12 protein-coding genes and 1 tRNA gene are annotated in these 13,347 nt (G+C 59.6%); 8 read left to right on the forward strand and 5 right to left on the reverse strand.

Annotated elements, in window-relative coordinates:
* Window positions 1-172: 172 nt before the first annotated feature.
* The 8 genes from ACR3EK_RS06530 to ACR3EK_RS06565 all read left to right on the forward strand — a co-directional run bounded on the left by ACR3EK_RS06530 (window position 173) and on the right by ACR3EK_RS06565 (window position 9,539).
* Window positions 173-1,399 (forward strand): aminotransferase class V-fold PLP-dependent enzyme, encoded by a 1,227-nt coding sequence (locus tag ACR3EK_RS06530; protein ID WP_170366983.1) that lies wholly within the window; start codon window positions 173-175, stop codon window positions 1,397-1,399.
* 45 nt (window positions 1,400-1,444) lie between these two features.
* Complete coding sequence (locus tag ACR3EK_RS06535) at window positions 1,445-2,869, forward strand: cryptochrome/photolyase family protein (protein ID WP_480632980.1); 1,425 nt, start codon at window positions 1,445-1,447, stop codon at window positions 2,867-2,869.
* Window positions 2,870-2,938: 69 nt separating this feature from the next.
* Window positions 2,939-4,147 (forward strand): class I SAM-dependent methyltransferase, encoded by a 1,209-nt coding sequence (locus ACR3EK_RS06540; protein WP_480632981.1) that lies wholly within the window; start codon window positions 2,939-2,941, stop codon window positions 4,145-4,147.
* Between the two features lie 17 nt (window positions 4,148-4,164).
* Window positions 4,165-4,605, forward strand: a complete 441-nt coding sequence (locus tag ACR3EK_RS06545; RefSeq protein WP_093961876.1) for a TrgA family protein — start codon at window positions 4,165-4,167, stop codon at window positions 4,603-4,605.
* A gap of 21 nt (window positions 4,606-4,626) precedes the next feature.
* The gene (locus ACR3EK_RS06550; protein WP_480632982.1) at window positions 4,627-5,742 is read left to right on the forward strand and encodes an NUDIX domain-containing protein; all 1,116 of its coding nucleotides are present in this window, start codon (window positions 4,627-4,629) and stop codon (window positions 5,740-5,742) included.
* A 69-nt stretch (window positions 5,743-5,811) separates the two neighbouring features.
* Entirely contained in the window at window positions 5,812-6,846 is a 1,035-nt protein-coding gene (locus ACR3EK_RS06555) for a cysteine synthase A (RefSeq protein ID WP_170338935.1), read from the forward strand.
* A complete protein-coding gene (locus ACR3EK_RS06560; RefSeq protein WP_480632983.1) occupies window positions 6,846-9,290 on the forward strand; it encodes a DUF3772 domain-containing protein in 2,445 nt (814 codons plus the stop codon). Before ACR3EK_RS06555 ends, ACR3EK_RS06560 begins: the two co-directional genes overlap by 1 nt.
* Before the next feature lie 159 nt (window positions 9,291-9,449).
* Window positions 9,450-9,539, forward strand: a tRNA-Ser gene (locus ACR3EK_RS06565).
* A gap of 131 nt (window positions 9,540-9,670) precedes the next feature.
* Here ACR3EK_RS06565 and ACR3EK_RS06570 read toward each other — a convergent pair.
* The 5 genes from ACR3EK_RS06570 to ACR3EK_RS06590 form a co-directional block, all read right to left on the reverse strand.
* Entirely contained in the window at window positions 9,671-10,732 is a 1,062-nt protein-coding gene (locus tag ACR3EK_RS06570) for a 2Fe-2S iron-sulfur cluster-binding protein (protein ID WP_480632984.1), read from the reverse strand.
* Between the two features lie 38 nt (window positions 10,733-10,770).
* Window positions 10,771-11,247, reverse strand: coding sequence for a hypothetical protein (locus ACR3EK_RS06575; protein ID WP_480632985.1), 477 nt, complete (start codon window positions 11,245-11,247; stop codon window positions 10,771-10,773).
* Window positions 11,248-11,335: 88 nt separating this feature from the next.
* Window positions 11,336-12,499 (reverse strand): aromatic ring-hydroxylating oxygenase subunit alpha, encoded by a 1,164-nt coding sequence (locus ACR3EK_RS06580; RefSeq protein WP_480632986.1) that lies wholly within the window; start codon window positions 12,497-12,499, stop codon window positions 11,336-11,338.
* Window positions 12,500-12,508: 9 nt separating this feature from the next.
* Window positions 12,509-12,778, reverse strand: coding sequence for a hypothetical protein (locus tag ACR3EK_RS06585; protein ID WP_480632987.1), 270 nt, complete (start codon window positions 12,776-12,778; stop codon window positions 12,509-12,511).
* Window positions 12,775-13,200, reverse strand: a complete 426-nt coding sequence (locus ACR3EK_RS06590) for a hypothetical protein (RefSeq protein WP_480632988.1) — start codon at window positions 13,198-13,200, stop codon at window positions 12,775-12,777. Before ACR3EK_RS06590 ends, ACR3EK_RS06585 begins: the two co-directional genes overlap by 4 nt.
* Window positions 13,201-13,347 lie beyond the last annotated feature (147 nt).

Below are 13,347 nucleotides of genomic sequence, written 5' to 3' on the forward strand. Positions count from 1 at the left end.
GGGTTGGCCGGGCTAACTGACGGCGTTTGGTCCCGTCATCCTCGTGCGGGCGGCCGAACTGCCGCGGCGATACCCGTGGCTGGCTGGAAGACCTGCCATGTATCGGAGTTGTCCGGTGTCATGCGCGGGCGGAACTTCGGAACATTGGGCATGACAACAGAAGGATTGTGCGATGGGCACTCTGGATATTGACTTCGTTCGGGCGCAGTTTCCGGCTTTTTCCGAACCCAGCCTGAAAGGGCAGGCATTTTTTGAGAACGCGGGCGGCTCCTATACCTGCAAACCCGTTCTGGATCGGCTGACCCGCTTCTATACCCAGCGCAAGGTACAGCCATATGCGCCCTACGAGGCCAGCCGTCTGGCGGGCGAAGAGATGGATGAGGCACGTGTCCGGATGGCGGCTCTGCTGGGCGTGGACACCGACGAACTCAGCTTTGGCCCTTCGACCACGCAGAACACCTACGTACTGGCGCAGGCCTTTCGGCAGTGGATGAAACCGGGTGAAGCGATCGTGGTAACCAACCAGGACCATGAAGCCAACTCGGGGCCCTGGCGGCGCCTTGCCGAGGACGGCATCGAGGTTCGCGAATGGGAAATCGACCCGGAAACCGGTTCGTTGAATCCGTCCGATCTGGAAAATCTGCTGGACGACAAGGTGCGGCTGGTTTGCTTTCCCCACTGTTCCAACGTGATCGCCGAGATCAACCCGGTCACCGAAATCACGGCGATCGCGCATGCGGCCGGGGCATTTGTCTGCGTGGATGGTGTGTCCTACGCACCGCACGGCTTCCCGAACGTGGGGGACCTTGGGCCGGATATCTACCTGTTCTCGTCCTACAAGACCTACGGACCGCATCAGGGCTGCATGGTGATCCGGCGCACGCTGGGCGAGCTGCTGCCCAATCAGGGGCATTTCTTCAACGGAGACGTGCTGTACAAGCGGTTCACACCGGCCGGCCCGGACCACGCTCAGATTGCCGCCAGCGCCGGCATGGCCGACTATGTCGAACAACTCTGCGACCACCACGGCGGCCCATCTTCGGGGGCTTCTGCGCGTGGTGCTTTTGTCCACGACCTGATGCGTGCGCACGAAGTTGAGCTTCTGCAGCCGGTTCTGGACGCGCTCAAGGATCGCAATGCGGTGCGCCTGATCGGCCCATCCGATGCCGAACGCCGGGCTCCGACCGTGGCCTTGGCCGTCAACCGCAACGCCGAAAGCGTGGCGGCTGATCTGTCCAAACACGGTATCATGGCCGGCGGTGGCGATTTTTATGCGGTTCGCCCGCTGACCGCCATGGGTGTCGATCTGGAGCAAGGTGTTCTACGGGTAAGTTTCACCCACTACACCTCGCGAAACGAGATCGACCAATTGCTCGAAGCATTTGACCGGGTTTTGTGATCCGGTAACAGTTCCGCCCCGTAGACATATGAAAACGGGGCGGAAATGGACAAAGAGCAGTCACCAATCATTTTGTGGTTCCGGCGTGATCTGCGCCTGACTGACCATCCGGCTTTGGCTGCGGCCGCGCAGACAGGCCGACCAGTGATTCCTGTTTTTCAGCGAGATCAGCTGGTCGATGACTTGGGCGCGGCTCCGAAATGGCGGCTGGGCCTCGGCCTTTCCGCATTGTCAAACAGCCTCGAGCGCAAGGGCAGCAAGCTGATCCTGCGAAGCGGCCCGGCGCTGGCCGCGCTTGAAGACCTGATACGGGAAACGGGGGCAACTGATGTTTATTGGTCGCGGGCCTATGATCCCGAATCCATCGGGCGTGACACTCAGATAAAGGCTGCTTTGTCCGCGCAGGACGTATCCGCCAAGTCTTTTGCCGGGCATCTTTTGTTCGAGCCATGGACGGTCGCCACAAAGGCGGGTCAGCCCTTTCGTGTTTTTACGCCCATGTGGCGGGCTGTGCGAGGGAGAGAGGTCGACGCTCCCAAGCCTGCACCGTCGCGGATCGCGGCACCCCGATCATGGCCGCAGTCGGACGTGCTTGAGGCCTGGAACCTTGGCGCGGATATGCGTCGTGGCACGGTGGTCGTTCGGGCTCATGTCGAACCGGGCGAGGCCGCCGCATTTGCGCAGCTGGACGAATTCACCGAACGGCTCGACGCGTATCCAGCAAAACGCGACGATCTGGGCGATGACGGCACATCGGGACTGTCCGAGTACCTTTCGTTGGGCGAGATCAGCCCGGCAACCATCTGGCACCGGGTCCAGAGCGCAGGGTTTTCCGGTTCATCCGGGGCCGAGGGCTTCTTGCGCCAACTTGTCTGGCGCGAGTTCGCATATCACCTGATGTACCACACGCCGCATCTACTGAGCGCGAATTGGAAGCCGGAATGGGATGCGTTTCCGTGGAACACCGACACGGACACCCCCGAAGTTCGAGCCTGGACAATGGCGCGAACGGGGATACCGGTGATAGATGCGGGCCTGCGGCAGATGTATGTCACTGGCCGGATGCACAACCGCGTCCGAATGATCGTCGCCAGCTACCTGACCAAGCACCTGATGACGCACTGGAAGATCGGCATGGATTGGTTTGCGGACTGTCTGGTCGATTGGGATCCGGCAGCGAATGCCATGGGGTGGCAGTGGGTTGCCGGGTCGGGGCCGGATGCCTCGCCGTTCTTTCGTATCTTCAACCCGCAGACCCAAGCCGAGAAGTTTGACCCCACGGGCGCCTATGTCCGCCGGTGGCTGGCCGAAGGACAAAAGAACCCACCCGAGACGGCGCTTGCCTATTTCGATGCGGTGCCGGTGTCATGGGGACTGTCTCCGACGGATGCCTATCCTGATCCGGTCGTTGATCTGAAGGTTGGGCGACAGCGGGCGCTTGCCGCCTACGAAGGCCGAAAACACCAGTAAGGAATTGAAAACTTGCCAGAAACGGAATCCCGTCCTAGCCTGCTCCGACCACCGCACAGGGGAGAGCGGATGATCCTGACGACGACAGAGGGGCAGAAAAGCCTGCCCAGATATTTTTCGCAGGTCTTCAAGATGCTGCAGCGAATGGAGTCCGGACGGCTGGACATCGCGCTGCCGGACGGGCGCATTTTTCGCAACGAAGGCGCCAAGCCCGGACCTGTCGCCCGCGTTGATATTCACGACCCGGATGTATTCGCGCGGCTGATCCGTGAAGGCGAGCTCGGATTTTCCGACGCCTACCTTGAAGGTGGGTGGACCACACCTGACCTGCGCGCCTTCATGGATCTTGTCCATCTGGGCACCGAGACGGTGTATGATGATTTCACTGGCAAGTTTTTGGTTCAGGCCTATGAGCGCCTGCGGTTCTGGCTGCACCGGAACAACCGAAAGCAGGCCAAAAAGAACATTTCGTACCACTACGATCTGGGCAATGATTTCTACAGCCTGTGGCTGGACGAGACGATGACCTACTCCAGCGCGCTGTTCGAAACCGGTCAGGAAAGTCTGGAAAAGGCTCAGACGGCCAAATATGCCAGCCTGGTCGACGAGATGGGAGCAAAGCCGGGTGACCACATCCTTGAAATTGGCTGCGGTTGGGGTGGCTTTGCCGAATACGCCGCCAAGGAAAGAGACCTGAGGGTCACAGGCCTGACCATCAGTCAGGAGCAGTTGAAGTATGCGACGCAACGTATAGAAAAAGCTGGGCTTTCCGATAAGGTAACCTTCAAGCTGCAGGACTATCGCGACGAGCGTGGGCAGTATGACGGCATTGCGTCGATCGAGATGTTCGAGGCCGTTGGGCAAAAGTACTGGCCGGTCTATTTTCGAACGGTCCGCGACCGGTTGAAGCCCGGCGCACGGGCCACGCTTCAGATCATCACAGTGGCCGACCGCCGCTGGGACGTCTACAAGAACGGTGTTGACTTTATTCAGAAATACATTTTTCCGGGCGGCATGTTGCCAGCCCCGACGGTGCTGAGGCAGGAAATCCAGCAGGCCGGTCTGGATGTGGTCAAGTCGAAGGAGTTCGGCCCTAGCTATGACCTGACCTTGCGGCGCTGGTACGACACGTTCAACGACAAATGGGACCAGGTTGCTGCGATGGGCTTTGATGAGCGTTTCCGCCGCATGTGGAATTATTATTTGACTGCCTGCGGCGCAGCCTTTGACACGGGCAATTGCGATGTGACACAGATCACCGTAGCAAAACCCAACTAACACACGGAAATATCGGAATGCCGACAGCCTCACGTCTTGTTGCCGCGCTCAGTCTCATGGTGGTGGCTTTCCTTGTGTCCGGCATGATCATCGACAACGGCGAAGAGGGAAAGGACTACGGCTACTTTACCTATGTGAACCTCGTCCTTGGTTTTTTGTGTGGTTGGGTCATCATGGGCAAACGGGCCGGGCGCGGCTGGACTGCAGCCGTCAACAACGGCCTGACCGGAGTGGTTTCTCTGGTGTTTTGGGGCCTGTTCGTTCAGGGCACGTACGAGATGTTCCGGCTTGCGATGCGTCACCGCTATGACGGTCCATTCGAGGCGTTGCTGGCCATTTTCCAGATCGGTGTGGATTTCGGCAAGCAACTGATCTCGCCCGAGATCATCGCGACCTTGGCGATTGGTGCTCTGCTGTCCGGCCTGTTTACCGAAGGCGCCTCGCGGCGCTGGAACTGACGCCCTAGTCACGAGCCTACGATGACCAATCTGTTTTTCTACGGCACATTGCGGTATTTGCCGCTGCTTGAACTTGTTTTGGGTCGCTCGGGTCAGGATCTTGCGGCCGAGCCGGCGATGCTGCCGGACCATGCGGTTCACGCGGTGCAGGACCAAGCCTTTCCGATGATCCTTGAGGCGCCCGGCGCAGCGGCACGGGGTATCTTGGTGCAGAACCTAACTGCACAAGACATCAAACGGTTGGCCTTCTACGAAGGTGGGTTCGACTATGACCTGCACGTCAAAGAGGTCGTCCTTGAAGGCGGATCGACCGTTTCCGCCCAAGTCTTCTTTCCCGCCCCCGGGTTATGGACGCCGGCCGATCCCTGGTCGTTGAAAAAGTGGGTGTCCGAGTGGGGTGCGATGACCCTTTTGGCTGCGGATGAGGTCATGGGATATTTTGGCAAGGTCGATGCCTCTCGGATCGCGCGCAGTTTTTCCGCCATTCGTACCCGGGCGTGGGCCAAGCTTGCGGCGCAGCAACGGAGAACCGGGGATGGTCGCAGTGTCCGCGATGATGTGATCGTGCACCGCCACACGCGCGCATACATCGATTATTTCGGGATGGAAGAAATCGAACTGCAGCACCGCCGATACGATGGGTCGATGGGGCCGGTTCTCAATAGGAATGGCTTGATGCAGGGTGCTGCGGTCGTGGTGCTGCCGTATGATCCCCTGCGAGATACGGTCCTTCTGGTTGAGCAGTTCCGAACCCCGGTATTCTTGAGCGATGACCCCGAGCCTTGGATGTGGGAACCGGTCGCCGGCATGATCGACCCCGGAGAAACCCCTGAACAGGCGGCCCACCGGGAAGCCATGGAGGAGGCGCAGGTGTCGTTCTCGCGGCTCGAATATGCAGGTGGCGCCTATTCTTCGAGCGGATCTTCCACCGAATACATCCACCTCTATGTTGGGATTGGAGACCTCACCGCCTCGATCAACAATGGTGGCTTGGCGACCGAGGGAGAGGACATTCGCAGCAGGATTCTGCCATATGCCGAATTCATGGATATGGTTGACCGGCATGTCTTCAAGGACCTTCCTCTATTGTCCCTGGCGCATTGGTTGGCACGCAACCGCGATCGGTTGCGGGGATGACTATCCCGCCTTGTGGTCGGCGCAGGGCACCTGTACATCTGCGAAAACGCCAATTTACAAGAGGGTGCCATGCGCATTGCACGAGACCTTGCTGACGCCGTAGGAAAAACTCCGTTGATCCGGCTGCGCCGTGTCAGCGAAGAAACCGGGTGCGAAATCCTTGGGAAGGCCGAGTTCATGAACCCCGGTCAGTCGGTCAAGGATCGCGCGGCGCTGTTCATCATTCGCGACGCCATTGCGCGCGGCGATCTCAAGCCCGGCGGGACGATTGTCGAGGGGACGGCGGGCAACACGGGCATCGGTCTGGCGCTGGTCGGCGCGTCGATGGGGTTCAAAACCGTGATCGTCATCCCGGAAACCCAATCCGAAGAGAAAAAGGACATGCTGCGCCTCGCCGGGGCTCAACTGGTTCAGGTTCCCGCTGCACCTTACCGGAATCCCAACAATTTTGTGCATTACTCTCGGCGACTGGCCGAGCAGTTGGCCAAGACCGAACCCAATGGTGCGATTTGGGCAAACCAGTTCGACAACGTCGCGAACCGTCAGGCGCATGTCGAGACCACTGGGCCGGAAATCTGGGAGCAGACTGACGGCAAGGTCGATGGATTCATCTGCGCGGTCGGATCCGGCGGAACGCTGGCCGGTGTGGCCGAGGCTTTGCAGCCCAAGGGCGTCAAGATCGGTATCGCCGATCCGATGGGTGCCGGTCTCTATTCCTATTACACGACGGGTGAAATCGCGATGGAGGGTGGCTCGATCGCCGAAGGGATCGGCCAGGTCCGCATCACCAAAAACCTTGAAGGGTTCAAGCCCGACCACGCCTACCAGATTACGGACAACGAAGCGTTGCCCTATATCTTCGATCTTCTGCGCGAAGAGGGGTTGGTCATGGGTGGATCCACCGCAATCAACATTGCCGGCGCCGTGAGGCTGGCCAAGGAAATGGGTCCGGGTCACACCATCGTCACCGTGTTGTGCGACTATGGCACGCGCTACCAGTCGAAACTGTTCAACCCCGACTTCCTGCGTGAAAAAGAATTGCCGGTTCCAGAGTGGATGACCGAGGCCCCGCGCAGCATTCCGGGTGTTTTTGAGGACGTATGATGCTGCGGCAGTTTCTCGTTTTACTGGCATTTGCGTTTGTGGTCGCATTTGGCGTCTCAGGCGGAGCCTCGGCGCAGCTGACCGACCGCCAGAGCGAGTACTACCAGGGATGGCTCAGCACCGCCGAGCGTGCCGAGAAGGTGATCGAAGCCAATCGGGCATCGAATGCCTCGATGGAGAAATTGCGCACTGAAATAAGTGGTTATCGGGACGACTTCAATCGCGCCCGAAGTGCGAACACGGATCGCATTCAAACACTGGAAAGCCAGCTCAAGGCATTGGGGCCCAAACCCGATGACGGATCTTCGGAACCCGAAGACATCGCCAGCTTGCGAGAGAACCTCGAGCAGCAACTCAACAGTCTGAAGGTGCCGCGGATCATCTCGGAAGAGGCCTACAGCCGTGCCAACGGCCTGATCAGCGAAATTGACAAGATCATCCGTGAACGGCAGCGGAAAGAGTTTCTTGAGCGCGGGCCATCGCCGCTCAACCCGGCGCATTGGGCGCCTGCCTGGGTGGACGTAACCGAAGCTGGCCGTGCATTGATGAACGAGACGAAGGCCAACATGCGTTCGGCCGTTGTCCGTGAAAAGCTGAAAGAGAGCGGACTTGCCATCGGTATTCTGCTCGCGGTGGCCGCGATCCTGCTGCTGTTCGGGCGATCATGGTCGGAGAAAGCTGGGGATTATCTGCGGCGGTTCGGAGGCTCCGGGCGTGGCGTATGGACATTCGTCGTGTCGCTGTTCCGGATCATCCTGCCATGGTTCGGGGTTGCCATCATCGTTCAGGCGGTGGTCATGACCGGAGTCCCGGGGTTGCGCGGCACATTGCTGATCCAGGAAATCCCGTATTGGGCCGCGATCATCCTGTTTTACGACTGGATCGGCCGTCAGGTCTATTTGATGGGCGAAGAACGGGGTTTCAAAGTCCTGTCGGCAAATACGATCAAGGAATTGCGGGTTTATCTGGACCTGCTCGCGCTGATGTTGATCCTGCATGAACTGGGCCAATTGTTCGAACGGATCGAAAACACCTCTGAGGCTACTCGCGCCGTCGTCAGCTTCCCGGTGATACTCGTGACAGCCCTGTTGCTGCTGCGGATCCGCCAAATCCGCCGCCCCGAAGGATCTGAGGACGAGACTGAGCAGAGCCAGTCGACACGGGCGGCCGGGTTCAGTCAACTGGTCGAGCTGCTCCGTCGGGCGCTGTTTTTCCTGGGCATCGCAAGCGTTGTCCTGGCTGCCATTGGCTATACCAATGCCGCCGAAGCGATCGTGTTCCCATCGGTCAAAACGCTGGTCCTGATAACGGCCATCGTCATCTTCCAGCGGTTCATCAGCTCGATCTATGGCTGGCTGACGGGGCAGGGCGACGCGGCCAGCGACTCGTTGTTCTCGGTGCTGGTCGGGTTCGTTCTGGCCATTCTGTCGTTGCCCATACTGGCGCTGTATTGGGGCGCGCGCGACTCGGATCTGCGCGAGGCGTGGTCCCGGCTTCTGATGGGTTTTGACATCGGCGGCGTGACGGTCTCGCCCAGCAACTTCCTGACTTTCGTGGCCATATTTGCGATCGGTTACATGCTGACCAGACTGCTGCAGAGCGGTTTGCGCAACTCATTGCTGCCAAAAACCAGCATCGATCCGGGTGGGCAGAACGCGATCGTCGCAGGAACGGGCTACGTGGGAATTTTCCTTGCGGCGCTGGCCGCGATCATCGTCGCGGGCTTTGATCTGTCGTCACTGGCGATCGTCGCGGGTGCGTTGTCTGTGGGCATCGGTTTCGGATTGCAGACAATCGTGTCGAATTTTGTATCGGGCATCATCCTGTTGGTCGAACGGCCGGTCGCCAAGGGGGACTGGATCGATGTCAACGGGATGATGGGTTATGTGCGCGACATCTCGGTACGCTCGACACGGGTGGAAACCTTTGACCGGACCGATGTGATCGTTCCGAACTCGGACCTGATCAGCGGTGTGGTGACCAACTATACCCGCGGCAACACCATCGGACGGGTCATCGTTCCGGTTGGCGTCGCCTATGGGACCGACACCCGAAAGGTCGAGAAGATCCTGGGCGAAATCGCGAATGCGCATCCGATGGTTTTGGCCAACCCGGCACCCAACGTCGTGTTCCAGGGGTTTGGCGCGGACTCGCTGGATTTCGAAATCAGAGCGATCCTGCGCGACGTGAACTGGGTGCTGTCCGTAAAGTCGGACATGAACCACGAAATCAACCGGCGCTTCACCGAAGAAGGGATCGAGATTCCATTCGCACAGCGCGATCTCTGGCTGCGGAACCCCGAGGTTCTGGTGCAACCAGCCAACAAGGCAGCGAAGCCCCAACAGTCGGATCAGCAGGAACCTGTGAAGACCGACGACTCAAGCTCGGCGCCGATGGGCCTGACCGAGGCGGACATGGACGGAGACAACGGCGAAGAGCTGTAGTCAGAGGACTACAGCACCATCTCGCCGGCTGGCCGAGACTGAAGCGACCCCGCTCATTCGCTTGGGGTGGGGGCGCTTCAGGCAACTTGCGTATCCCTTGGATTTCCGCGCAATCGGCCCTTGCAAATCCCTGTTCGTTGGTCCAAATATCGCCGGCACGGAGAGGTGGCCGAGTGGTCGAAGGCGCACGCCTGGAAAGTGTGTAGGCGGGAAACCGTCTCCAGGGTTCGAATCCCTGTCTCTCCGCCATTCACCTTGAATACCCACAGTTTTTGCGTACCGCGCGGGATCGGCCGTTCTTTGACCCGGGCATGTTGGGCGAACATGTGTTGTGCGCTGGGATCCGTACTGCCGGGCGGTGAGGGGTGGTACCGGGACTGTTACGTATCGGGGAACTGCACGGCCAGTTCTGTGCTTTTGGGAACGGCTTGGCAGGTCAGAACTTCACCGCGTGCGATGTCGTTCTGATCGAGGGCCATGTGCGCCCGCATTTGTACCTGACCCTCTGTCTGAATTGCGCGGCATGCGCCGCAGACGCCTGACTGGCAGCTGAAGGGCGGCGCCAGCCCCGCTGCAATGGCGGCCTCCAGGATCGTTTGCCCGGCCTCAACAGGCACATCGCGGGTTTCCCCATCCAGCGTCACCCTCGCTGTGGCCGCCATGCCGGATTGGTTCGTGTCCTGAACTGGGTCGGCGCCAAAGCTTTCCATGTGGATGCGTGCATCGGGCACATCCAGCGCGTTCAGCGCTGCCCGGACGTCTGAGTTCATGCTGCCAGGGCCGCAAATCCAATACTGGACGTCCTGTGCGATGGGGGGTGACTCTTCGATTGCCGCCTTGATCGCATCCGTGTCAACGCGGCCGGCTCGCCAGGGGCTGAACCAGCTCAACAGCGATCGGGCAGACAAGACATGGCGCAGGGTGAACCGGTATGGGTTGGCCTCGACGAGGGCGTCCAGCGTTTCCCGAAACAGAATCTCATTCTCGGACCGGTTGCCGTAGATCAGGTGGGCGACGGAATGTGGCTCGTGGTCAAGCACGGCTCGGATCATCGCATAAAGCGGCGTCAGTCCGCTGCCCGCGCCAAAAAAGTAGTGGGTGCGTCGTGCAGTTGCGTTGGGTTCCAGCGTGAAGCGGCCAAAGGGTGGCATCGCCTCGACCGTATCTCCGGCGCGCAGGGTGTCGCCGATATGGTTCGACACCAATCCCCCGGAAACGCGTTTCACGGTGATCCGCAGCGCTTCGTTTGACGGGTTGGAGATGGTGTAGCAGCGTCGCTGCTCTTTCCCGCTCAGGCCGAAGCGCAGCGTCAGATGTTGGCCGGGGGACCAGCGAAACAGCTCGGTCAGGGCGGGTGGTACGTCCAGCACGACGGTGGTTGCTTCGCCACCGATTTCAGGCCGGATTTCAGCTACGGACAAGGGGAAGAATTTACGGGTCACGAGTGGTCCTTTCCTGAGCAAAAGATGGCCATCTTCGGTCAGCGATAATCCATGGTGGTGTGCAGTGCGCGGATCACCCATTTTCGGCCTTTGCGCGTGAGCGAAAAGCGGTCGGTTTGCGCCATCGTACCTCCGTGACCCTGCCAGTCGTACTTGACTGTGGTGACCGCTGTTGCCGTGGCGTTGCCCGGCTCTTCCGTGATCACGATCCGCGGGGGTGAGCGCTCTGTTTCCACATACCCCTGCAGCGCTAGGAAAGATTCAAAGCCGGTGTCGCCCTTTCGCTGGGCCCAATCGGCCACCGAATAGCTAAAGTGATCATCCGGCTGGCCCTGACCGTATTTTACGGTGATCGTGTGGATCGCTTCGGGATCCCAGTCGCTCCACGCGATCTGAGAGTTGGGGACAGATAGCTGACGTTCGGCAACCGCCTTCGGGTCGCTGCCGGGCGCGGCGAGAGCCAGTCCGCCTGCCAGGGCGATCCCAACCAAGCTGGCAAGAATGCGAAGTCTCACAGGATGACCTTTGGGTTCTGGGCAGTTGGGCGCGGGATGATTGGTGCCGGCCCAGGGATGGCGTTTGGGGAGAATGTTTTGGGCCTGGTCATGTCTCGGCCTCAGCTTTCGTCATGAAGTCCATAACAACTTGCTGATGCTGCAAAACCGGGCCTTCTCCGACAGAGGCGGGGCCGACTTCAAACAACGGGCTTGCCAAGGATTTCTGTTGCTGTTCGCAGGCATAGACATCTTCGGTCGTGAAATCGCCCGAGGTCATCGGGTCATCTTTACCCAACGCATCGTCGCCTTTGTATTTCGGGCCACCGAAGTCACGCCAGAACGCGTAAGATGACCATTGCTGCCGCGAGTACTCCGACGCCGACGCGCTGGCCAACCGGGTGCGGTTTTCCACTCGCGTTCGGTCGGGCGCGAGTGGCGTGATGATGAAGATGTTCCAGCTGTCTTCACTACCTGCCAGGCCAATGCCCGGAAACAGCATCGGCACCCAGGCGCCAACATGAGGTTTCGGGATTATCCGCGGAGTGGGCAGGTTTTTCTCGAGCGCGCGGGCATAGTCTGACGCGGGCGGCTCCCAAAAATGATAGTGTGGACCTTTCCAGCCATATTCTGCGCGACCGTGGTCATACATGTGAAGCGTGTTCGAATGCAGGTGGCTCAGGTGGTAGACGTCGATGTAGTTCTCAACCACGATCTTCCAGTTGGCGCGGATCTCATAGCTTTGGCGGGCTTCGCCGTATTCGACCAATTCTTCGGGCTTGTGCGGGCCCAGCAACGGATCCACGGGCCCGAACCACTCCGCAAGGCTCGGCGCCTGCGGGTCAGGGTGCACGAAGATCATCCCGCGCCAGAGATCGACGCTTGCGGGTTTCAACCCGAGGCAAGATTTGTTGATGCCGTTAGGATATTCGCGGTTTTCATCCGGGACCGAGATCAGGTTGCCTTCGAGATCGTAGGTCCAATCGTGATAGGGGCAGGTCAGTGCCTTCTGTGTTTTGCCGACTGCACGGATCAATTGGGTTCCGCGGTGACGGCAGATGTTGTGGAACGCCCGCAGCCGACGGTCGCGCCCCATTACGACGAAGATGTTGTTCAAACCCGCCTGGACCGAGATGTAATGTCCGGGCTCGGGTACATCCTCGGCAAACCCGGCATATCTCCAGGTGCGAGAGAAGATCAGTTCTTGCTCGCGGTCGTACCAGTCCTGCGCTGTATAGGCAGAGGCGGGAAGCCGGTGATACATTCGTGTCATGAAAACCTCTTAGACCAGCCAGGCCGGATAGACGGCCGGTGCGATGTCGGCGGTAACCATCAGGCCGCCGAAGACCATCCAAAGAACAGTAACGGTCCAGAACAGGAGTGGATCGGTTTCGCGGTTGACGGTATTGATCAGGAAAGCTTGGCCGCTGCGGATCGACGGTATGGCCCACCAGAGGAATACCAGCCCCCAGGGCCATTGGAGCCCCAGCCATGTGGCCACCAAAAGAACGGGTAGGGCTGCGTAGTTGATCAGTCTGGGGAGATTGATCATGCGTCACTCTCCAAGCTTGCAAGCAACGCCAGCGCCGCCGCTTTCAGATCGTCGCGCCACTGAGCTGGCGGTGAAATCGGGACAAGCGCGTCGATGTTTTGAGCGCAAGCAGTTACTCCATGGGCGACTGCCCGAATGCGTTCGGGAGGTGCCGATGGATACGCGCGGGCCAGAATGCCTTCGACAACGGCCAGAAAGTCGGAATAGCTTTGGGTCAGTTTGGGGCCCAGGTCAGGAATGCGTTCGGCGGCCGTAGCCAAAGCCTGCCAAGCCAGCATCAGCCGGGGATCATGGCCGTGCCCGTCGTCAAACAGGGCATCAATTAACTCAGATGGCTCACCCTGTGACTCGAATTGAACCGAGACCGCCTCTGTCACTTCGGCAAAAGCGTTGATCACGTGGTCTGCCAATGCCGCCGTCATGTCATCCCGGTTTCCCAAATAGTGGCGCAACAAGGGCCGTTTGACACCAGCCTCCGCCGCGATGCGTTCTTGTGTTGCGCCTTCCAATCCGAAACGGGCTACACACGTCAGGTAGGCATCGAGTATTTCAGCGGATCGTTGGTCTTT

Source organism: Ruegeria sp. BC8 (genome assembly GCF_056535705.1).

Coding starts and splice junctions, on each gene's coding strand:
- ACR3EK_RS06550 (WP_480632982.1), top strand. CDS start 4,627: ATGACCAATCTGTTTTTCTACGGCACATTGCGGTATTTGCCGCTGCTT.
- ACR3EK_RS06590 (WP_480632988.1), bottom strand. CDS start 13,200: ATGACGGCGGCATTGGCAGACCACGTGATCAACGCTTTTGCCGAAGTG.
- ACR3EK_RS06580 (WP_480632986.1), bottom strand. CDS start 12,499: ATGACACGAATGTATCACCGGCTTCCCGCCTCTGCCTATACAGCGCAG.
- ACR3EK_RS06540 (WP_480632981.1), top strand. CDS start 2,939: ATGATCCTGACGACGACAGAGGGGCAGAAAAGCCTGCCCAGATATTTT.
- ACR3EK_RS06555 (WP_170338935.1), top strand. CDS start 5,812: ATGCGCATTGCACGAGACCTTGCTGACGCCGTAGGAAAAACTCCGTTG.
- ACR3EK_RS06545 (WP_093961876.1), top strand. CDS start 4,165: ATGCCGACAGCCTCACGTCTTGTTGCCGCGCTCAGTCTCATGGTGGTG.
- ACR3EK_RS06585 (WP_480632987.1), bottom strand. CDS start 12,778: ATGATCAATCTCCCCAGACTGATCAACTACGCAGCCCTACCCGTTCTT.
- ACR3EK_RS06530 (WP_170366983.1), top strand. CDS start 173: ATGGGCACTCTGGATATTGACTTCGTTCGGGCGCAGTTTCCGGCTTTT.
- ACR3EK_RS06535 (WP_480632980.1), top strand. CDS start 1,445: ATGGACAAAGAGCAGTCACCAATCATTTTGTGGTTCCGGCGTGATCTG.
- ACR3EK_RS06560 (WP_480632983.1), top strand. CDS start 6,846: ATGCTGCGGCAGTTTCTCGTTTTACTGGCATTTGCGTTTGTGGTCGCA.